An 18,525-nucleotide genomic window follows, 5' to 3' on the forward strand; every position below is an offset into this window, starting at 1 on the left:
GCGCCGCATACTGCTCTTTCTTACCGCTTTAAGCTTAAAGCTTGCAGCTTCAAGAGGCCGGGGTCAGGCACTCCGGCGCATCGAGCCTGGGATCATTGACGAAGTTGGCCAACACCCGCTCGCGCAAGGCGGCGGGCGGACTGGCCAGCAGGGCATGGAGGTCGGCCAGCGGGGTCTCGGGATCCAGCCAGGCGGCCTGCCCTGCTGCATCGAGGATCAACGGACGGCGCTGGGTCATGGCCGGCTGGGTCACCACCGCCGTACTCAGCCAGACCTGCTCCTGCACCGGATACGCTTCCCAGATCGCCGCGAAGAACAACGACGCGCCCTCCCCTGGCGTCAGCCAGTACGGGCGCTTGCGCGCGGTGCCGCGCCACTCGTAGAAACCGTTGGCCGGCAGCAGGCAGCGGCGTTTGGCGAAGGCGTCGCGGAACATCGGCTGGTCGGCCAGGGTTTCGGCGCGAGCGTGGGCCGGAGTGCGGGTCAGGTCGGTGAGCCAGGACGGCGTCAAGCCCCAGCGGGCACGGGCCAGGGTCAAGCGGTCGGCTTCGCGGCGCTGGATCAGTACCTGGGCACCCGGGGAGATATTCCACTGCGCCTTCTGGTCAGCAGGGAAGCCGGGCAGCGCGGCGAAGGCCGGCGACCAGCGAAAGAGAGCGTAGCGTCCACACATCAGGCAAAACCTAGCAAATCAGGATTCCGGGGAAACTCTCCGGCTCGTCGCCAGGAAGCGGCTGGGCAGCATTGTACGCGGCGATCAGTTGCCGTGCGTACTCGGCCTGGTCATCCGGCACGGCAAGGCCGAGCAAGCCCTGCAACGGCAGCTCGCCTATACCGCCCATCAGGTCGCGGCCGACCAGATGGGCATCCACGCCTTCGTTGCCGAGCATGCCCAGCAGGACTTCGGCTTCCAACAGGTTTTCCGGATCGTAGATTCGCTGCATCAATCATTCTCGGCTTTCACGTCGAGCATCCATTCGTCACCGTGCACCTGCAGGATGAAAAGGACCGGCTTGCAGCAGACCTGGCAATCTTCAATGTACTGCTGGTCGCCGCCCGAGAGGTCGACGGTGGTTTCCACTTCTTCACCGCAATAGGGACAATCGTAGATCGCAGTTTCGAGCATCGCGGCCTCCGCGGTTACTTATGCGTATAATTGCCGGTCCTGCGCCCCGAGCCCGGATTTGCGGCGCAGCCCTACCCTTTACCCTAGTCGTTTCACAACAAGAGAGCATGATGGGCGAATTCGATGCCATCCGACCCTATGACGACGCTGAAGTCCCTGCCGTTCTGGCACGCCTGCTCAGCGATCCGGCATTCCTCGATATCCTGACCCGGTTCCGCTTTCCGCGGATGGCCAATGGCTTCGGCTGGCTGCTCAAGCCGCTGATCGCCCGGCGCCTGCGCAAGGAGTTCGCCGGGGTGAAGTGCGTCGCAACCCTGCAGGACAAGGTCGAGTTCTACGTCGATCACACCATCGAACGGGCCACCGACGGTGTTACCTACACCGGCGTCGAGCAGTTCAAGTCGGGCACCGCCTATCTGTTCCTGGCCAACCACCGTGACATCGTCATGGACCCGGCCTTCGTCAACTACGCCGTGTACCACGCCGGCCTGCCGACCCCGCGCATCGCCATCGGCGACAACCTGCTGCAGAAGCCGTTCGTCAGCGACATGATGCGCCTGAACAAGAGCTTCATCGTGCACCGCTCCATCAGCGGCCGGCGCGAGAAGCTGGCGGCCTACCAGTTGCTTTCGGCCTACATCAACCACTCGATCCGCAACGACGGTGCGTCGATCTGGATCGCCCAGGCCGAGGGTCGGGCCAAGGACGGCGACGACCGTACCGATTCGGCGATCCTCAAGATGTTCCACATGAGCCGCAAGGACGAGCCGTTCGGCGAGGTGATCCAGTCGTTGAACCTGAGCCCGGTGTCGATCAGCTATGAATACGACCCGTGCGACCAGGCCAAGGCCCGCGAGCTGTATATCCGCGCGACCACCGGTACCTACACCAAGGCGCCGGGCGAGGACGACCTGAGCATCGGCCTGGGCATCACCGGCTACAAGGGCCGCGTGCATATCAACTTCAACGCGCCGGTGACTGCGCTGTTCGAGGACACCAAGCAACTGGCGGCGCATATCGACAGGCAGATTCTCGGCGGCTACCGGTTGTTCCCGGTGCACTACCTGGCGTATGCGCAATGGGCGGACGCGGATCCGCAATTGCAGGTACCGAAGGCCAACGAGGTGTTCGGTGCCGAAGAGCTGGCCAAGGCCCAGGCGGAGTGGCAACGGCGGCTTGAGGCTTGCCCTGAAGAGCACCGGCCATACCTGGTGTTGCAGTATGCGATGCCGGTGCGCAATCAGTATCGGGTCAAGGCCGGGTTGCCTTTGTAAGGCGTCAGGGCCTCATCGCTGGCAAGCCAGCTCCCACAGGTTCATCAGCACTGTGGGAGCTGGCTTGCCAGCGATGAGGCCCTCAAAGGCTCAGATCCAGGTACTGACCCACGACAACAGCAGGGCCATCGCCAGAAAGGCAAAGCCCATGCTGTAGTGGAAGCGATTGACCCGCTGGGTCAGCAGGTCGATCGCCGCTTCACCCGCGGGCAGGCTGTTCATGGCCCGCGCCGCGCGGCGGCGGGCTCCGTGCAGGAGCAGACCCGCCGGGCAGGTGAGCACAAGGGCAAACAGGTTGATGAGTTTGGCCGGGTGGGCAACGAACAGCCCCCAGAGCATTTGCAGCGACATCGCCTTACCTCGAAATGACCACGATTGCATCGGAACGCGCGCATTCTACCCAAGCGCCCGGCTCGCGCTCGTGCTTTGCGACCAAATGACCGACACCGTCATACGCTCGTCATGATCCCGGGCCACCCTGTCGCACTCGCAACGCACAGGAGCTTGTCATGCTGCACGCCGAAAACCAGGATCGCCTCTATCTGATTGCCCAGAGCGAGGAGCAGGAAGCGCTGATCGACGGTTTGGCCTTCAATGTCCAGGACCGCCAATGGCTGGTCTATTGCGCGCTGGGCGGCCACCAGCACGAGCATTTGCCGGAGATCGACAGTCAGACCGGCATCAGCGTGCTCGATTTCTACGTCGAGGCAGCCTGACGACACCGACCATGTGGGAGCTGGCTTGCCAGCGATAGCGGTAATCGCTGGCAAGCCAGCACCCACAGGGGCCGCACAAGCCGCAATAAAAAGCCCGCGCCCTGATAACAGGACGCGGGCTTTTGCATTTCTGCGGTAAGGCTTACTCGCCCAGCACCTGACCGATGGTCGGGTCCTTGAACAGGCGGGTCAGCGCATCGCTGAGCACGTCACTGACCAGCTTGGTATTGGTTTCCTGGTTCGGCGCCATGCCGAAGCGCTGATCCAGAGACGCACCGTAACGGCCGCTGTAACGACGGTTGGCGTTGTTCACGTCGGCCTTGAAGGTGGCGCCGATGGTCGCTTCGGTGACGTACATGCCCTCTTTCGGCGACTGGTATTTCAGTTCCGCCAGGGTCACGGTCAGCTGCGGCGCATTGTAGGCATTCGGCGTCGGAGTGAAGCCGAGCAGACGCACGGCAGCTTCGGCCTGGGCCTGCAGTTTGGGCAGTACATCATTGCCGGTCACGGTGATGGCGCTGGTTTCCGGGTACAGGCCGCCGCGGGTGCCGAGGGTCTGGGTGCCACGCCCATCGACAACCCGCACCACCACCGGCTGGCCATGGCCGACGGGAGCGAGCTGGGCGGTGAGTTTCGGTTGCGGGCTGAGTTGTTGCGGACTATGGGCACAACCCACCAGGGTCAGGCTGGTCACAGCGATCAAACCGAACAACAAACGTTGCAACATGCTCATCTCTCCTGGAATGGCGACAAAGGGCGCCAGTATACCCAGCGCCCGCGGCGCCAGTCATCGGATCCCTGCAGGGTAAGACCCTTCTTTCATCCACGGATTCCGCTGTCATACGTACTTCATCATCACCGGCTTATCCTTGCGCCAGTCCCCACAAGGTACTTCGCCATGAACAGCTTCTGGTCCCTGCTCTTCAAGCGCCAGCCACAACGCCACTTCGCCCGCCTCGATGCCAGTGGCCTGTGCCAGGCATTCAAGTGCTGCGAGCTGCCGCCCGTCGGCGCCGGCTGGGTCGAAGTCAACGAGCCCGCGCTGTGCTGGCTGAACCGCCCCCTGCCCGCCAGCGCCCGGTTGGTGCAGCGTCGTCGTGGCAATCTGCTGCAGCGCACGCTGGCCGCCTGACGGGCGCGCAAGAAAAGTCTGCAATAAAGGCCATTTCTGCCCGCGACATCGTTATAATCTGCCCCCGATTATAAGGACGTCTCCTGATCGGGCCCCGCAACACCGCCAATGTCATGCATCGGCATTCCCAAGATCGCCCACAGAGAGCCGTTCACACAGGTCTTGCGCAGCCGGTGTGCCCGCTTTTTGGCCCTCCACGCTCTGCACTGAACCTGACGAGCCTGCCCTGCACGGCTCCTTTTTGAGGTTCACGACTCCAAAAGAGCGTGAAAAAACGGGTTTTCACAACTTCACAAGAGTGTGGCGAGCATGAACAGTCTGGTATGTGCAAAAGCATCATCAGTACCCCTGGCAGCTTCAGGCAGTGGGTATCGGCCCTCATCCGAGGTGAACGACTGAGGCCGGTCCACAGCGCACGACGGGCACCTCGACCATAAGTCGAATTGCCGAACCGGCCGCTGGATGCGTTCATATGCAACGTAGAGAGCCCGGTTGGCAGTGTCCGTGAACGTTGGAAAAACTGTGAAGTAGCGGATAGGGCATTCCGGCGGGTCCGGGGTCCTATGCTGTCAATTAGGTGCTGATGATTTTGGAGATGCGTTAATGGCGCAGAACGAAGCAGTCGATGTAGTACTGGTGGGCGCGGGCATCATGAGTGCCACCCTGGCCGTGCTGCTCAAGGAACTCGACCCGGCGATCAGGCTGGAAGTCGTCGAGTTGATGGATTCGGGTGCCGCGGAAAGTTCCAATCCGTGGAACAACGCCGGTACCGGCCATGCCGGGCTGTGTGAACTGAACTACACGCCTCAGGCTGCCGACGGCAGCATCGACATCAAGAAAGCGGTGCACATCAACACCCAGTTCGAGGTTTCCCGGCAATTCTGGGCCTACCTGAGCAAGAAAGGCGCGTTCAGCTCGCCGCGGGCGTTCATCAACCCCGTGCCGCACCTGAGCTACGTCGAGGGTGAGAAAGGCATGGCCTTCCTCAAGAAGCGCTACGAGTTGCTCAAGCAGCACCACGCCTTCGCCGAAATGGAATACACCGAAGACCATGCGGTGATGAAGGACTGGATGCCGCTGATGATGCCGGGCCGCCCGGCGGACCAGAAGATCGCCGCGACCCGCGTCATGAAAGGCACCGACGTCAACTTCGGCGCCCTGACCAACAAGCTGCTCAAGCACCTGGGCAACGCTGCGGACGCGCAGGTCAAGTATTCCAAGAAGGTTACCGGCCTGCGCCGTAACGGCAGCGGCTGGACTGTCACCGTCAAGGACGTGAACAGCGGCAGCAGCCGTGACGTCGATGCCCGCTTCGTGTTCCTCGGCGCCGGTGGCGCGGCCCTGCCGCTGCTGCAGATGTCGGGCATCCCGGAAAGCAAGGGCTTCGGTGGCTTCCCGGTCAGCGGCCAGTGGCTGCGTTGCGACAATCCGGAAATCGTCAAGCAGCACCAGGCCAAGGTCTACAGCCAGGCCGCCGTGGGCGCTCCGCCAATGTCGGTACCACACCTCGATACCCGCGTTGTCGATGGCAAGAAATCCCTGCTGTTCGGCCCATACGCCGGCTTCACCACCAAGTTCCTCAAACACGGCTCGTTCCTCGACCTGCCGCTGTCGGTGCGCATGGGCAACATCGGCCCGATGCTGGCCGTAGCCCGCGACAACATGGACCTGACCAAGTACCTGGTCAGTGAAGTGATGCAGTCGATGGAACAGCGCCTGGACTCCCTGCGCCGCTTCTATCCGGAAGCGAAAGCCGAGGACTGGCGCCTGGAAGTGGCTGGCCAGCGCGTGCAGATCATCAAGAAGGACCCGAAGAAAGGCGGCATCCTGCAGTTCGGTACCGAACTGGTGGCTGCACAGGACGGCTCGCTCGCCGCGCTGCTGGGTGCTTCGCCAGGCGCCTCGGTGACCGTGTCGATCATGCTGGAACTGATCGAGCGCTGCTTCGCCGACAAGGCCAAGGGTGCCTGGGCCGAGAAGCTCAAGGAAATCTTCCCCGCCCGGGAGAAAGTCCTGGCGGCCGACGCCGAGCTGTACCACAAGGTCGCGGCCTACAACGACGAGGCCCTGGGCCTGGTCGAAAGCAGTCCGGCGCCTAGCTACGCCTGATCTGCTCCCATGAAAAAACGCCCATCTGGGCGTTTTTTCATGCCTGGGATTCATGGAAACTTCATCGCTGGCAAGCCAGCTCCCACAGTGATCGAGTGCTCCGCCGGACCTGTGGGAGCTGGCTTGCCAGCGATGAGGCCATCAGCCACACCACAAATTCAGGCCCCTGGAGATCAACCCCGGGCCTTGTCGATGATCTCGATATATTCCGGCGCATTGCGCTGGTCGGCGATTACCTCGACGAAGGTCTTGCCGTGCTCGTCCTTGCCGTCCAGGTCATAACCTGCCTCGACGAAGAAACCGACGAAGCGCTCGAAGTCGTCGATGCGCATGCCGCGGTAGCCCTTGATCAGCTTGTGATGCGAAGGGGAGCCCTGGCCCTCGGCCGGCTCGTACTGGAGGAAGGATTTGACGTAGTCGTCGCTGATCTCGTCGCCAATCACCTGCTTCTTGTCTTTACGCATTACCGACTCCAACTGAACCATCAAGGACATTTTCCAATGGGCCGGGAGTGTACCCCGCCGCTCAGCGCGTGCGAAGGGTTCCGGTATGCAGGTCGGCCCAGATATGCCCGTTGGCGTAGCTGAGGAACTGGACGTAGACGATGTCGTTGCGCAGCAGGTCGAGGATCACCTGGTACTGCGCCGGCGCATAGTTGAGGGTCAGGGTGCGGGTTATGCTGTCGTAGGCCGGTTTGCGCAGGCTCTTGCCCTCGCCGTCGAAGCTGATGACCACCTGGCTGATGCTGGCGCCCTGGTTCAGCGGCTTGCCCTTGAGGCGCATGGTCAGCGACGAGGTGATCGGCAACGGCTGCTGGCTGGACTGGCGCTGGTTGCCCACCACCACCGAATAGCTGGTGACCTGCAACAGTTGCTGGCTTTCCGGAGCATCCTGGCGTACGGCCAGTTCATCCGGCGGCAGGAATTGGCCATGCATCGGTGCAGCAGCAACAGGAAGAGCTAGGAACAGGAGAAGCGGGAGGATCGCACGCATGACAGGCTCCTTAAAGGCGGCCTGGCACTCTAGCATGGCAAAAGGGCCCCGGCGGGGCCCTTGTGGGTCAATCGAACTGCGCAAGCATCCAGGCTTGATAGGCTGCCACTTCCGGCTCGCCTTCCCGCGGCGCCCAAGGCGCCATGTCGCCGTCGGCCACCGGACGATAAGGCCCGGCCTTGCACTCGAACATCACGCTGTCGCGTTCGAGCACCACCAGGCCATGGAAAATCCCCGGCGGCAGGTCGACGCCCAGGCAGTTCCCACCCGGCTCCAGGATACGCTTGTCGATGGCCGTGCCCGCCTCGTCGAAAATCAACAGGCCCAGCTTGCCCTTGAGCACGATCAGGGTTTCCGCCTTGTCCAGCGCCTGGTGGCGATGTGGCGGGATGTAGGTTTCGGGCTGCAGGCCGACCGCCATCCGGTGGCACGGATCTTCCATTGCATGGAAATTATGGTGCTGACGTCCGCGTGGGCTCTGCCCGGCCTTCTGCGCGACATCGGCAAACAGCGTTTGATCGAGGAACTGGGTGTTGCTCACGGTTTCAGAGTCCTTTGACGGCATAGATGCCATTGGCGTTGCGCCAGTAGCCTTTGTAATCCATACCATACCCGAAGACGTAGCGATCGACGCAGCTCAGCCCGGTGAAATCGGCCTTCAGGCCAGGGCTGGCCTTGCGCTCATGGTCCTTGTCGATCAATACCGCCGTATAGACGTTGCGCGCCCCGGCATGGCGGCAGAAATCAAGAATCGCGCTGAGGGTATGACCTTCGTCGAGGATGTCGTCGATGATCAGCACGTCGCGGTCGATGAACGAGACTTCCGGCTTGGCCTTCCAGAACAGGTCGCCGCCGCTGGTCTGGTTGCGGTAGCGGGTGGCGTGCAGGTACGAGGCTTCCAGCGGGAATTGCAGCTGGGTCAGCAGTTTGCCAGCGAAGATCAGGCCGCCATTCATCACGCAGAACACCACCGGATTGCTCTCGGCGAGCTTTTCGCTGATTTCCACACCGACGCGGACGATCGCCGCTTCGACTTCGGCTTCGCTGTGCAGGCAGTCGGCTTCCCGCATGACTTGGCGGATGTGCTCGAGATCAGCGGACATGAATGCTCTCCAGGTGGTCAGGTTTTGGAAAAGCGGGCAAAGGTACGCATCCACACGCACCAGATCAAGCATTTATGGACTAACGTCCTGTATGCCTATAGGAGCACGTGGACGAATAGATTAATCTAGCGCGGTTTTTTTGCCCGCATTCCGGAGCCCTCCCCTATGCCCATCCGTGAGATCCGCCATCCGCTGATCCGCCACAAGCTCGGCCTGATGCGCCGCGCTGATATCAGCACCAAGAACTTTCGCGAACTCGCCCAGGAAGTCGGCGCGCTCCTGACCTACGAGGCCACCCAGGACCTGCCCCTGGAAAGCTATGAAATCGATGGCTGGTGCGGCAAGGTCCAGGCCGAGAAGATCGCCGGCAAGAAGATCACCGTGGTTCCGATCCTGCGCGCCGGCATCGGCATGCTCGACGGCGTGCTGAGCCTGATCCCGGGCGCCAAGGTCAGCGCCGTGGGCGTGGCACGCAACGAGGAAACCCTCGAAGCGCACACCTACCTGGAAAAACTCGCGCCGGAAATCGACCAGCGCCTGGCCCTGATCATCGACCCGATGCTGGCCACCGGCGGTTCCATGGTCGCCACCATCGACCTGCTCAAGCGCGCCGGCTGCAAGGACATCCGTGCGATGGTCCTGGTCGCGGCGCCGGAAGGCATCGCCGTGGTGGAAAAAGCCCACCCCGACGTACAACTCTTCACGGCTTCGATCGACCAGCGCCTGAACGAAGACGGCTACATCATTCCCGGCCTGGGCGACGCCGGCGACAAGATCTTCGGTACCAAGCAGAAGGACGCCTGAGCATGCAGGACGAGTTCAACGACCCGCTGTGGCGGCAGATCGTCTCGGGCGCGCAGATGCTCTTCGTGGCCTTCGGCGCCCTGGTGCTGATGCCGCTGATCACCGGCCTGGACCCGAACGTGGCACTGTTCACCGCAGGCCTGGGAACCATCCTGTTCCAGGTGGTGACCGGCCGTCAGGTCCCGGTGTTCCTCGCCTCCAGCTTCGCCTTCATTACCCCGATCATCCTCGCCAAGGGCCAGTTCGGCCTGGCCGAGACCATGGGCGGGGTGATGGCCGCCGGCTTCGTCTACACCTTCCTGGGCCTAGCGGTGAAGATCAAGGGCACCGGTTTCATCGACCGCCTGCTGCCGCCGGTGGTGATCGGCCCGGTGATCATCGCCATCGGCCTGGCCATGGCGCCGATCGCGGCGAACATGGCCATGGGCAAGGCCGGTGACGGCAGCGTCCTGATGCCGTACAGCACGGCGATGATGATTTCCATGCCAGCGCTGCTGACCACCCTCATCGTCGCCGTGTTCGGCAAGGGCATCTTCCGCCTGGTGCCGATCATCGCCGGCGTGCTGGTGGGCTTCGCGCTGTCCTTCGCCTTTGGCGTGGTCGATGTGGCCAGGATCGCCGCGGCGCCTTGGCTGGAACTGCCGAAGTTCACCGCCCCGGCGTTCAATTGGCAGGCCATCCTGTTCATCGTCCCGGTCGCCCTGGCTCCGGCGATCGAGCATATCGGCGGAGTGATCGCAGTGGGCAGCGTGACCGGTCGCGATTACCTGAAGACCCCGGGCCTGCATCGCACGCTGCTGGGCGACGGCATCGCCACCACCACTGCCGGCCTGTTCGGCGGCCCGCCCAACACCACCTACGCCGAAGTCACCGGCGCGGTGATGCTGACCAAGAACTACAACCCGAAGATCATGACCTGGGCGGCGATCTTCGCCATCGTCCTGGCCTTCATCGGCAAGTTCGGTGCGCTGTTGCAAAGCATCCCGGTACCGGTGATGGGCGGGATCCTCTGCCTGCTGTTCGGCTCCATCGCGGCGGTGGGCATGAATACCATGATCCGCCACAAGATCGACCTGAGCGAAGCACGCAACCTGGTGATCGTCTCGGTGACCCTGGTGTTCGGTATCGGCGGCGTGCTGGTCGGCAGCGGCGACGGCCCGGACGACTGGGGCCTGAAGGGCATCGCCCTGTGCGCCATCGTGGCCATCGGCCTGAACCTGCTGCTGCCGGGCAACGATAGCTGGAAAAAGAAAGTGATGGACGATCACCTGCCGTGAGCCGGTTGATCCTCCGTTAAACGAAGAAGGGGCTGCATATGCAGCCCCTTCTTCGTTTCAGGTCAGGCCCGCTCGCAGAGCGTGGTCAGGGCCTCGATCCATTGCGGATGGTCATTGAGGCACGGCACCAGGGTAAGCTCCTCGCCGCCCGCCTCGATGAACTGCTCGCGGCCGCGGTCACCGATCTCCTCCAGGGTCTCGATGCAATCGGCGACGAAGGCCGGGCACATCACCAGCAGCTTCCTGGTTCCGCCCTTGGCCAGCTCATCAAGGCGCGTTTCGGTGTAAGGCTCGATCCACTTGGCCCTGCCCAGGCGCGACTGGAACGATACCGACCATTTGCCGTCCGGCAGGCCCATCTGCCGGGCGAACGCCTCGGCGGTGCGCAAGCACTGGGCACGGTAACAGACGGCAAGGGTCTCGGCCGAGGCGTTGCGACAGCAGTCGGCATTCTGCAGGCAGTGATTGCCGGTAGGATCGACTTTTTTCAGATGCCGTTCCGGCAGGCCATGGAAACTCAGCAACAGGTGGTCGAACGCCTGTTGCAGGTACGGCCTGGCACTGGCGACCAGCGCATCGATGTACTCGGGCTGGTCATAGAACGGACGCAACTCGCGCATCTCCAGCGGCAGTTTCTGCTCGCGGATGGTGGCCCTGGCCTGCTCCACCACGGTCGTCACCGTGCTGTCGGCGAACTGCGGATAAAGCGGCGCCAGGGTCACCTTGCGCACGCCCTGGGCGGCAAGGCGATGCAGGACCGTCGGCAGCGCCGGCTCGCCGTAGCGCATGGCGATTTCAACCAGGCCATGACGCCAATGAGGACGCATCGCCTCCTGCAGGCGCCGGGTCAGCACCACCAACGGCGAACCCTCCGGCCACCAGATGGAGGCATAGGCGTGGGCCGACTGTTCCGGGCGCTTGATCAGGATCAGCGACACCAGCAGACGCCGAACCGGCCACGGCAGGTCGATGACATACGGGTCCATCAGGAACTGGTTGAGATAACGGCGCACATCGGCGACGGAAGTGGACGCCGGTGAACCCAGGTTGACCAGCAGCAGAGCATGATCGGTCATGCAACATCCTTTTCAGAGGCGCGCAGACAAGTCGTCCAGCGCCGATTGCACATCGTTGAAACGGAAGGTGAAACCCGCCGCCAGCGCCCGGACCGGCCGGGCCCGCTGGCCGCCGAGCAGCAGCGTGGACAACTCGCCCAGCCCGGCCTTGAGCACCAGCGCCGGCAACGGCATGAAGGCCGGACGATGCAGCGCCCGCCCCAGGCGCCGGGCGAACTCGCGATTGCGCACCGGCTCCGGAGCGCAGGCATTATAAGGACCGCTGGCGTCCTCGTGCTGCAAGAGAAAATCGATCAGGGCGATTTCGTCGTCCATATGGATCCATGGCATCCATTGCCGACCATCACCGATAGGCCCGCCCAGCCCGAGCTTGAACGGCAGGCGCAGGCGCGACAAAAAGCCGCCCTCGGCGGACAGCACCAGCCCGGTCCTGAGCAATGCCACGCGAATGCCCAGGGCCTCGGCACGCAGGGCGGTTTCTTCCCAGGCGATGCACAATTGGCTGGCGAAGTCTTCCTTCACCGGTCGCGACGCTTCGGTCAGCTCGCGTTCGCCACCGTCGCCATACCAGCCCACCGCCGAGCCCGACAGCAGCACCGACGGTCGCTGCTGTCGCCGCTCGAGCCAGGTGAGCAGGTGCTCGGTCAGGGTGATCCGGCTTCCCCACAGCTGTGCGCGCCGGGCCGCGGTCCAAGGGCGATCGGCAATCGGTGCACCGGCCAGGTTGACCACCGCATCCAGCGTCCCGTCGCCGTAGTCGGGTAATTGGCCAATGCCCCGAACTCCTGCGCCACAAAGCTTTCCAACCTCATCGGGGCGCCGGCTCCAGACGGTCAGGGTGTGCCCCTGATCCTGCCAATGACGACACAACCGCTGTCCAATAAGGCCTGTACCGCCGGTCAGCAATATATTCATGGCCGTGTCCTCTCTGTGGCGTGGGCTGGTCTATTTTTAAGAGCAAGGCACTTTTTTGACCGTTCACTCTGGGATAAACATAGGCCAACCTGTTGTAACGAGCCGGTTAATCTTATACACAATGCCAGGGTTGTACAGGTTTTATTGACAGCGAGGCTGTCCGTACACATCACGGGTTCGAAGAGGCCATCATGACTGTACCTATCGCCATCATCGGTGCCGGCATCGCCGGACTCTCCGCAGCGCAGGCATTGCAGAAGCAGGGGCTGGCCGTTCACCTGTTCGACAAGGGCCACGGCAGCGGCGGGCGCATGGCCAGCAAGCGCAGCGACGCCGGCGCGCTGGACCTCGGCGCGCAATACTTCACCGCGCGCGACCGGCGCTTCGTCGAGCAGGTCCAGCACTGGCAGGACAAGGGCTGGGTCGCCGAGTGGAAACCGCAGCTGTACAACTATCGCGACGGCCAGTTGACCCCGTCCCCCGACGAACAGACGCGCTGGGTCGGCGTGCCGCGCATGAGTGCGATCACCCGTGGCCTGCTCAAGGATGTCACGGTGAACTTCAGTTGCCGTATCAGCGAAGTGTTTCGCGGCAAGCACTACTGGCACCTGCAGGACACCGACGGCTGCAGCCATGGCCCGTTCAGCCGGGTCATCGTTGCCGTTCCCGCCCCCCAGGCCACGCCGTTGCTGGCAGCCACGCCGAAACTCGCCGCTGTCGTGGCAGGCGTGCAGATGGAGCCGACCTGGGCCATCGCCCTCGGCTTCGACACGCCGCTCGATACGCCGATGCAAGGCTGCTTCGTCCAGGGTTGCGCCCTCGACTGGCTGGCGCGCAACCGCAGCAAGCCGGGCCGCGACGAGCACCTCGACACCTGGGTCCTGCATGCCACTTCGAGCTGGAGCAAGCAGCACATCGACCTGCACAAGGAGGCCGTGATCGAGCAGTTGCTGGGCGACTTCGCCGAACTGGTCGGCTGCGCCGTGCCCGCCCCGAGCTTCACCCTGGCGCACCGCTGGCTGTACGCCCGTCCCGCCGGCAGCCATGAATGGGGCGTGCTGGCCGATGCCGACCAAGGCCTATATGCGTGCGGCGACTGGTGCCTGTCCGGTCGGGTCGAGGGGGCCTGGCTCAGCGGCCAGGAAGCGGCGCGTCGGCTGATCGAACACCTGGAGTAAACCGCGAGGGCATTGCGACCTCTACAGGGATATTGACTTGTACAACCTTGAGCCTATGCTAGGCGTAAGTTGTACATGTTTTTATCTTTGTACAAGAAAGGTTGTCAGCGCATGTCCCACACCAAGCCGAAAATAGCCCTCAGCGCCTGCCTTGCAGGGGCAGAAGTCCGCTTCAATGGCGGCCACAAGCAGTCCCGTTTGTGCACCGATGTGCTGGCCGAGCACTTCGAACTGCTGCCCGTCTGTCCGGAAGTGGCCATTGGCCTTGGCACGCCACGCGCGGCGATCCATCTCAGCGGTGACCCGGAAAATCCCCGGGCCGTTGGCAGCCGTGATCCGTCCCTGGACGTTTCCGACGCGCTGCGCGCCTACGCTGAGCAAACCGCCGGGGGACTGAACGACATCTGCGGCTACATCTTCATGCAGAAATCTCCGTCCTGCGGCCTGGAGCGCATCAAGGTCTACCAGGCCAACGGCTATCCGGCACGGCAGCTCTCCAGTGGCCTTTATGCCGCGCGCTTTCGCGAACTGCGCCCCGACCTGCCGCTGGAAGAAGAAGGCCGCCTGCACGACCCGGTGCTGCGGGAAAACTTCATTACCCGGGTACTGGCCTATGCCGACTGGCAGCGTCTGCGCAGCGAGGGGCTGAGCAGGCATGCACTGATCGCCTTCCACTCGCGCTACAAGTACCAGTTGATGGCGCACAACCCCGAACAGTACAAGGTACTCGGCAAGCTGCTGGGCAGCATGACGCGCCAGGACGATCCCGAGGAACTGGGCACGCGCTATTTCAGCCAATTGATGAGCGCCCTGTCACGCTGTGCCAGCCGTGGCACCCATGGCAACGTGCTGATGCACCTGAGCGGCTATCTGCGGGACTTCCTCGGGCCACAGGACAAGCAGGAAATCCGCCGCCTGATCGATCAGTACATGGCCGGCGTGGTACCGCTGGTAGTGCCGATGACCCTGCTCAAGCATCATCTGCGACATCACCCCGATCCCTACCTGCTGGCCCAGGTCTACCTGCAACCGCATCCGGAAAACCTGAGCCTGCGCAATGCCATCTGATCAACTGCTGCCAATCCGCGAAATCGCCCGCCTCACCGGGGTCAACCCGGTCACCCTGCGCGCCTGGGAACGGCGCTACGGCCTGGTGGTGCCGCAGCGCACCAGCAAGGGCCATCGCTTGTACAGCAGCGACCAGGTACAGCGGATCCAGGCGATCGTGTCCTGGCTAAACCGCGGTGTCGCGGTCAGCCAGGTCTTGCCGTTGCTGGAAGCCGATCCGCCACCGGCAGGGCGCAATACGGGAGACGATTGGTCCGTGCTGTCGGCACACCTGACCAACTGCATCGCCCACCTTGGCGAGCGTCAGCTCGACCAGCAGTTCAACCAGGCCATGGCGCTGTATCCGGCGGCCACCCTGTGCGAACAACTGCTGCTGCCGTTGCTGGACCAACTGGAAGTACGCTGGCAGGTCCATCCCTACGCCCAGGTGGAACGGGCATTTTTCCACAGTTGGCTGCGCAGCAAGCTGGGCTTGCGGGTCTACCACAACAACCGCCAGCTCAACGGCGTACCGGTGCTCTTGCTCAGCACCGGCAATCAGGCCATCGATCCGCACCTGTGGCTGTGCGCCTGGCTGGTCAGCGATGCTGGCTGCCCGGTGGAGGTCTTCGATCTCCCGCTGCATGGGCGCGACCTGGCCATGGCAGCAGAACGCCTCGGCGCCGGGGCATTGCTGCTCAGCGTCAATACAGTTGCGGACTGCGAGCAACTGCGTCGCGACCTGAACCCGCTCGAGGTGCCGAAACTCCTGTTCGGCGCTGCTGTCATCCTTCATAAGCAAGCATTGGGCGACGACCCAGGCTGGCATCTGCTCGATACGCCATTGGCGGCACAGCGTTGCCTGCACGGCCTGGGAGCGCTTGCTGCCCCTATCTCCACGGAAACCCTGAATGCAACTGATCTGGCTGCGCAACGACCTGCGAATCCATGACAACACCGCACTGTGCGCCGCCAGCGAACGCGGGCCGACCCTGGCCCTGTGGCTGGTCAGCCCCGGGCAATGGAAAGAACACGACGACGCGCCGTGCAAGGTGGATTTCTGGCTGCGCAACCTGCGCGAACTGCAGGGAGCACTGGCCCACTACAATATCCCGCTGTTGATCCGCCATGCCGAGCATTGGCGAGACGCGCCGCAGGTGGTGCTGGAGGTCTGCCAGGCACACGGCGTGCAGGATGTGCACGTCAACGAGGAATACGGCATCAACGAAACCCGGCGTGACCGCCAGGTTGGCGAGCTGCTGCAGCGTCACGACATTCGCCTGCACAGCCACCTCGACCAGTTGCTGTTCAAGCCGGGCACGGTGCTGACCAGGAACGATGGTTACTTCAAGGTCTTCACCCAGTTCCGCAAGGCCTGTTACCAGCGCCTGCACCATGCTCTGCCCCCGTTGCAGCGGCTACCGCGCAAGCAGGACAGGCCAGCAGCAACCAATGATGCCATTCCCGAAGCCATCGAAGGCTTCGCGCTCCCCTGCGACACGCTGCGCGATCTATGGCCGGCAGGAGAACGCCACGCCCGCAAGCGTCTGGAGGATTTCGCCCAGGACGCCATGGCCGACTATCCCGAGCAGCGCGATATACCGTCGGTGGACGGCACCAGCCAGCTTTCGCCCTATCTCGCGGCCGGCGTGGTCTCGGTGCGCCAGTGCCTGCACGCGGCGCTGGCGCACAATCACGGCGAGTTCGAGAGCGGCAACCCCGGCGCGGTTACCTGGATCAACGAACTGCTCTGGCGCGAGTTCTACAAGCATGTGCTGACGGGGTATCCACGGGTTTCCCGTCACCGCGCCTTCCGTCCGGCCACCGAGGCAGTGCAATGGCGCGATGCCCCCGAAGATCTCAAGGCCTGGCAGGAAGGCCGCACCGGCGTGCCGATCGTCGACGCCGCCATGCGGCAACTGCTCGCCACGGGCTGGATGCATAACCGTCTGCGTATGGTCGTGGCGATGTTCCTGAGCAAGAACCTGCTGATCGACTGGCGCAAGGGTGAAGCATTCTTCATGCGCCACCTGATCGACGGCGACCTCGCCGCCAACAACGGTGGCTGGCAATGGAGCGCCTCGACCGGAACCGATTCAGTGCCATATTTTCGGGTATTCAATCCGGTGAGTCAGTCGGAACGCTTCGACAAAAAGGGGCGCTTCCTGCGACACTGGCTGCCGGAGCTGAAAGACCTCGACGACAAGGAAATCCACAGCCCTGGCGGCCTGTTTTCGGTAAAGGGTTATCCACAACCCATTGTCGATCTGGGCATGAGCCGCCGCAGGGCCATCGAGGCATTCAAACAACTCCCGAAAGAACAAGAAGTAGAGTACTAACGTGACAACCGAGCACAGCAAACGAATCTGGGTCACCGGCGCCAGCAACGGCCTCGGTCATGCATTGGCCTTGCACCTGCTTGCCCTCGGTCACCGTGTGGCAATCAGCGGGCGGACGCCCTTCGAGCCCCTGCCAGAGCACCTGATCCCCGGCTGCCTGGAGCTGCACGGCAACCTCGCCGAGGCCACCGACGCCGAAGCCATGAGCGTGCGCATCCAGCAAGAATGGTTTGCGCTGGACCTGCTGATCCTCAATGCGGGTACCTGCGATTACCTCGACGGAGCGTCCAGCGGTACGGCGATGTTCGAAGCGCTGATCACCAGCAACGTCAGCGCCAGCACCTATTGCCTGGGCAACGCCGTGCCGCTGCTGCTGGCCGGCAGGAAGCCGCATGTCGTGGGGATCCTCAGCAGCATCACCGCGCTTCAGCAGCATGAAGGCAGCCAAAGTCCCACGGCACATAACAGCCTGGGCCAGTGGTTCAGCGAAATGCGCAGTCGCCTGGCGCCACAGGAAATAGACCTGACCCTGGTTACGCCGCAAACCGTGAAGAAGCCGGTGATCTCGACGATCGCTCTGCCGCAGCGGTGGACGGCAGACACGGCGGCGTTGGCAATCATCGACCGGCTGCCGCAGCGAATGCCGGAGATGGTGCTGGAAGCCATGTCGGTAAGCAGCCTGTGGCCTTTGCGGCGAACCTGAGGGCCTCATCGCTGGCAAGCCAGCTCCCACAGGGTTTGCGGTGCACGCGATCCCTGTGGGAGCTGGCTTGCCAGCGATGAGGCCCGTAAAAACGACACAAAAAAAGAAACCCCGCCATATCCGGCGGGGTTTCTTTCAGTTCATCAATCTTCAGAGCGCCATGCGGTAATGCAGGGCAAAGCTTTCGACACCGTCGTTGGGCTGGCTGATGCCGGCGTTGGAGTAATGGATTGCCCGGACACCGACCTCATGCCCTCCAGCAAAGCGCAGACCGAAGCCTATGCGGTCCTCGAACTGGAAGGAGCCGCCCAGGTTGTTGCTTTCCAGCTTGGTGTGGGCGAATGCCGCGACGCCGATCCCCGCCTCGATATAAGGCTTGACCGAACCGCCAGCGAACTCGTAGACGAACACCGGCGCGAACGACAGGCTGTGGTTGCTCGAGGTTTCGTCACCGTCCCAGTAGGTGTAGCCAGCATCCCAGTAGCCGGTCAGGCGACCGACGCTGGTCTGCCACCAGCTGGCGTCCCAGTTGGACTCCAGGCCGAGACGATAGGTCATGGTCGAATCGCTGGTCTGGCCGACTGCGAAGGTAATGTCCGCAGCTTGTGCGGTGAATGCTTGCCCCAGGGTTGCAACTGCAAATGCAGCCGCGCAAATCAGTTTCTTCATGAGAAACGTCCTTTATAGAAATCCTGCTTGTTGGTTTTTTGTCCCATCAGACAACGTATCAGAA

General features: G+C 62.9%; 23 protein-coding genes. 11 read left to right on the top strand and 12 right to left on the bottom strand.

Annotation, left to right across the window (positions count from 1 at the left end; all coding sequences use genetic code 11):
* Window positions 1–49: 49 nt before the first annotated feature.
* From N7650_RS08315 to N7650_RS08325, 3 genes are read right to left on the bottom strand one after another with little or no spacing between them, the layout of a single operon-like run.
* Window positions 50–673, bottom strand: a complete 624-nt coding sequence (locus N7650_RS08315; RefSeq protein ID WP_009405900.1) for an SOS response-associated peptidase — start codon at window positions 671–673, stop codon at window positions 50–52.
* A gap of 10 nt (window positions 674–683) precedes the next feature.
* The gene (locus tag N7650_RS08320; RefSeq protein WP_009405902.1) at window positions 684–944 is read right to left on the bottom strand and encodes a DUF2007 domain-containing protein; all 261 of its coding nucleotides are present in this window, start codon (window positions 942–944) and stop codon (window positions 684–686) included.
* Window positions 944–1,126, bottom strand: a complete 183-nt coding sequence (locus N7650_RS08325) for a CPXCG motif-containing cysteine-rich protein (RefSeq protein ID WP_009405904.1) — start codon at window positions 1,124–1,126, stop codon at window positions 944–946. Before N7650_RS08325 ends, N7650_RS08320 begins: the two co-directional genes overlap by 1 nt.
* A 107-nt stretch (window positions 1,127–1,233) precedes the next feature.
* On the opposite strand from N7650_RS08325, the gene N7650_RS08330 reads away from it, so the two are divergent.
* Entirely contained in the window at window positions 1,234–2,400 is a 1,167-nt protein-coding gene (locus tag N7650_RS08330) for a 1-acyl-sn-glycerol-3-phosphate acyltransferase (protein ID WP_064303619.1), read from the top strand.
* Between the two features lie 90 nt (window positions 2,401–2,490).
* On the opposite strand, the gene N7650_RS08335 is transcribed toward N7650_RS08330, so the two are convergent.
* Window positions 2,491–2,751, bottom strand: a complete 261-nt coding sequence (locus N7650_RS08335; RefSeq protein WP_009405908.1) for a hypothetical protein — start codon at window positions 2,749–2,751, stop codon at window positions 2,491–2,493.
* 158 nt (window positions 2,752–2,909) lie between these two features.
* Here N7650_RS08335 and N7650_RS08340 point away from each other — a divergent pair, with 158 nt between their 5' ends.
* Window positions 2,910–3,116 carry a hypothetical protein gene (locus N7650_RS08340; protein ID WP_009405910.1) on the top strand — a complete coding sequence of 69 codons (207 nt, stop codon included), beginning with the start codon at window positions 2,910–2,912 and terminating at the stop codon, window positions 3,114–3,116.
* 142 nt (window positions 3,117–3,258) lie between these two features.
* Here N7650_RS08340 and N7650_RS08345 read toward each other — a convergent pair whose 3' ends face one another.
* Complete coding sequence (locus N7650_RS08345) at window positions 3,259–3,843, bottom strand: YajG family lipoprotein (RefSeq protein WP_009405912.1); 585 nt, start codon at window positions 3,841–3,843, stop codon at window positions 3,259–3,261.
* Window positions 3,844–4,014: 171 nt separating this feature from the next.
* Here N7650_RS08345 and N7650_RS08350 point away from each other — a divergent pair, with 171 nt between their 5' ends.
* On the top strand, window positions 4,015–4,248 hold the full coding sequence (locus tag N7650_RS08350; RefSeq protein WP_009405914.1) for a hypothetical protein: 234 nt from the start codon (window positions 4,015–4,017) through the stop codon (window positions 4,246–4,248).
* Window positions 4,249–4,851: 603 nt separating this feature from the next.
* Window positions 4,852–6,357, top strand: coding sequence for a malate dehydrogenase (quinone) (mqo, locus tag N7650_RS08355; protein ID WP_009405917.1), 1,506 nt, complete (start codon window positions 4,852–4,854; stop codon window positions 6,355–6,357).
* A 173-nt stretch (window positions 6,358–6,530) separates the two neighbouring features.
* Here mqo and N7650_RS08360 read toward each other — a convergent pair whose 3' ends face one another.
* From N7650_RS08360 to N7650_RS08375, 4 genes are all read right to left on the bottom strand, one after another.
* Window positions 6,531–6,821 carry a PA4642 family protein gene (locus N7650_RS08360; RefSeq protein WP_009405919.1) on the bottom strand — a complete coding sequence of 97 codons (291 nt, stop codon included), beginning with the start codon at window positions 6,819–6,821 and terminating at the stop codon, window positions 6,531–6,533.
* A gap of 61 nt (window positions 6,822–6,882) precedes the next feature.
* Entirely contained in the window at window positions 6,883–7,350 is a 468-nt protein-coding gene (locus N7650_RS08365; protein ID WP_279897825.1) for a hypothetical protein, read from the bottom strand.
* A 67-nt stretch (window positions 7,351–7,417) separates the two neighbouring features.
* The gene (locus N7650_RS08370; protein WP_279897827.1) at window positions 7,418–7,891 is read right to left on the bottom strand and encodes a WbuC family cupin fold metalloprotein; all 474 of its coding nucleotides are present in this window, start codon (window positions 7,889–7,891) and stop codon (window positions 7,418–7,420) included.
* Between the two features lie 4 nt (window positions 7,892–7,895).
* Window positions 7,896–8,453 carry a hypoxanthine-guanine phosphoribosyltransferase gene (locus tag N7650_RS08375; RefSeq protein WP_009405927.1) on the bottom strand — a complete coding sequence of 186 codons (558 nt, stop codon included), beginning with the start codon at window positions 8,451–8,453 and terminating at the stop codon, window positions 7,896–7,898.
* 165 nt (window positions 8,454–8,618) lie between these two features.
* Between N7650_RS08375 and upp the strand changes: the two genes are divergently transcribed.
* Both upp and N7650_RS08385 read left to right on the top strand, forming a co-directional pair.
* Window positions 8,619–9,257 carry a uracil phosphoribosyltransferase gene (gene upp / locus N7650_RS08380; RefSeq protein ID WP_009405928.1) on the top strand — a complete coding sequence of 213 codons (639 nt, stop codon included), beginning with the start codon at window positions 8,619–8,621 and terminating at the stop codon, window positions 9,255–9,257.
* Between the two features lie 2 nt (window positions 9,258–9,259).
* A complete protein-coding gene (locus N7650_RS08385; RefSeq protein ID WP_009405930.1) occupies window positions 9,260–10,534 on the top strand; it encodes a uracil-xanthine permease family protein in 1,275 nt (424 codons plus the stop codon).
* Window positions 10,535–10,596: 62 nt separating this feature from the next.
* Here N7650_RS08385 and hemH read toward each other — a convergent pair whose 3' ends face one another.
* Both hemH and N7650_RS08395 read right to left on the bottom strand, forming a co-directional pair.
* Window positions 10,597–11,610 carry a ferrochelatase gene (gene hemH / locus N7650_RS08390; RefSeq protein ID WP_279897832.1) on the bottom strand — a complete coding sequence of 338 codons (1,014 nt, stop codon included), beginning with the start codon at window positions 11,608–11,610 and terminating at the stop codon, window positions 10,597–10,599.
* Between the two features lie 12 nt (window positions 11,611–11,622).
* Entirely contained in the window at window positions 11,623–12,525 is a 903-nt protein-coding gene (locus N7650_RS08395) for a TIGR01777 family oxidoreductase (RefSeq protein ID WP_037062077.1), read from the bottom strand.
* A 191-nt stretch (window positions 12,526–12,716) separates the two neighbouring features.
* Between N7650_RS08395 and N7650_RS08400 the strand changes: the two genes are divergently transcribed.
* The 5 genes from N7650_RS08400 to N7650_RS08420 all read left to right on the top strand — a co-directional run bounded on the left by N7650_RS08400 (window position 12,717) and on the right by N7650_RS08420 (window position 17,792).
* The gene (locus N7650_RS08400; protein WP_009405936.1) at window positions 12,717–13,703 is read left to right on the top strand and encodes an NAD(P)/FAD-dependent oxidoreductase; all 987 of its coding nucleotides are present in this window, start codon (window positions 12,717–12,719) and stop codon (window positions 13,701–13,703) included.
* Window positions 13,704–13,814: 111 nt separating this feature from the next.
* Window positions 13,815–14,771 carry a DUF523 and DUF1722 domain-containing protein gene (locus tag N7650_RS08405; RefSeq protein WP_279897836.1) on the top strand — a complete coding sequence of 319 codons (957 nt, stop codon included), beginning with the start codon at window positions 13,815–13,817 and terminating at the stop codon, window positions 14,769–14,771.
* Window positions 14,761–15,702 carry a MerR family transcriptional regulator gene (locus tag N7650_RS08410; RefSeq protein ID WP_279897838.1) on the top strand — a complete coding sequence of 314 codons (942 nt, stop codon included), beginning with the start codon at window positions 14,761–14,763 and terminating at the stop codon, window positions 15,700–15,702. The genes N7650_RS08405 and N7650_RS08410 overlap by 11 nt, the downstream gene beginning before the upstream one ends.
* Complete coding sequence (gene phrB / locus N7650_RS08415) at window positions 15,662–17,089, top strand: deoxyribodipyrimidine photo-lyase (protein ID WP_279897840.1); 1,428 nt, start codon at window positions 15,662–15,664, stop codon at window positions 17,087–17,089. The genes N7650_RS08410 and phrB overlap by 41 nt, the downstream gene beginning before the upstream one ends.
* Before the next feature lies 1 nt (window position 17,090).
* Window positions 17,091–17,792: an SDR family NAD(P)-dependent oxidoreductase gene (locus N7650_RS08420; RefSeq protein ID WP_279897842.1), complete on the top strand. Its 702-nt coding sequence runs from the start codon at window positions 17,091–17,093 to the stop codon at window positions 17,790–17,792.
* A 150-nt stretch (window positions 17,793–17,942) separates the two neighbouring features.
* Here the strand turns inward: N7650_RS08420 and N7650_RS08425 are convergent, their stop codons facing one another.
* The gene (locus N7650_RS08425; protein ID WP_064303607.1) at window positions 17,943–18,461 is read right to left on the bottom strand and encodes an acyloxyacyl hydrolase; all 519 of its coding nucleotides are present in this window, start codon (window positions 18,459–18,461) and stop codon (window positions 17,943–17,945) included.
* Window positions 18,462–18,525: the final 64 nt, after the last annotated feature.

The organism is Pseudomonas sp. GD04058, from assembly GCF_029836855.1.
GTDB lineage: Bacteria > Pseudomonadota > Gammaproteobacteria > Pseudomonadales > Pseudomonadaceae > Aquipseudomonas > Aquipseudomonas bharatica.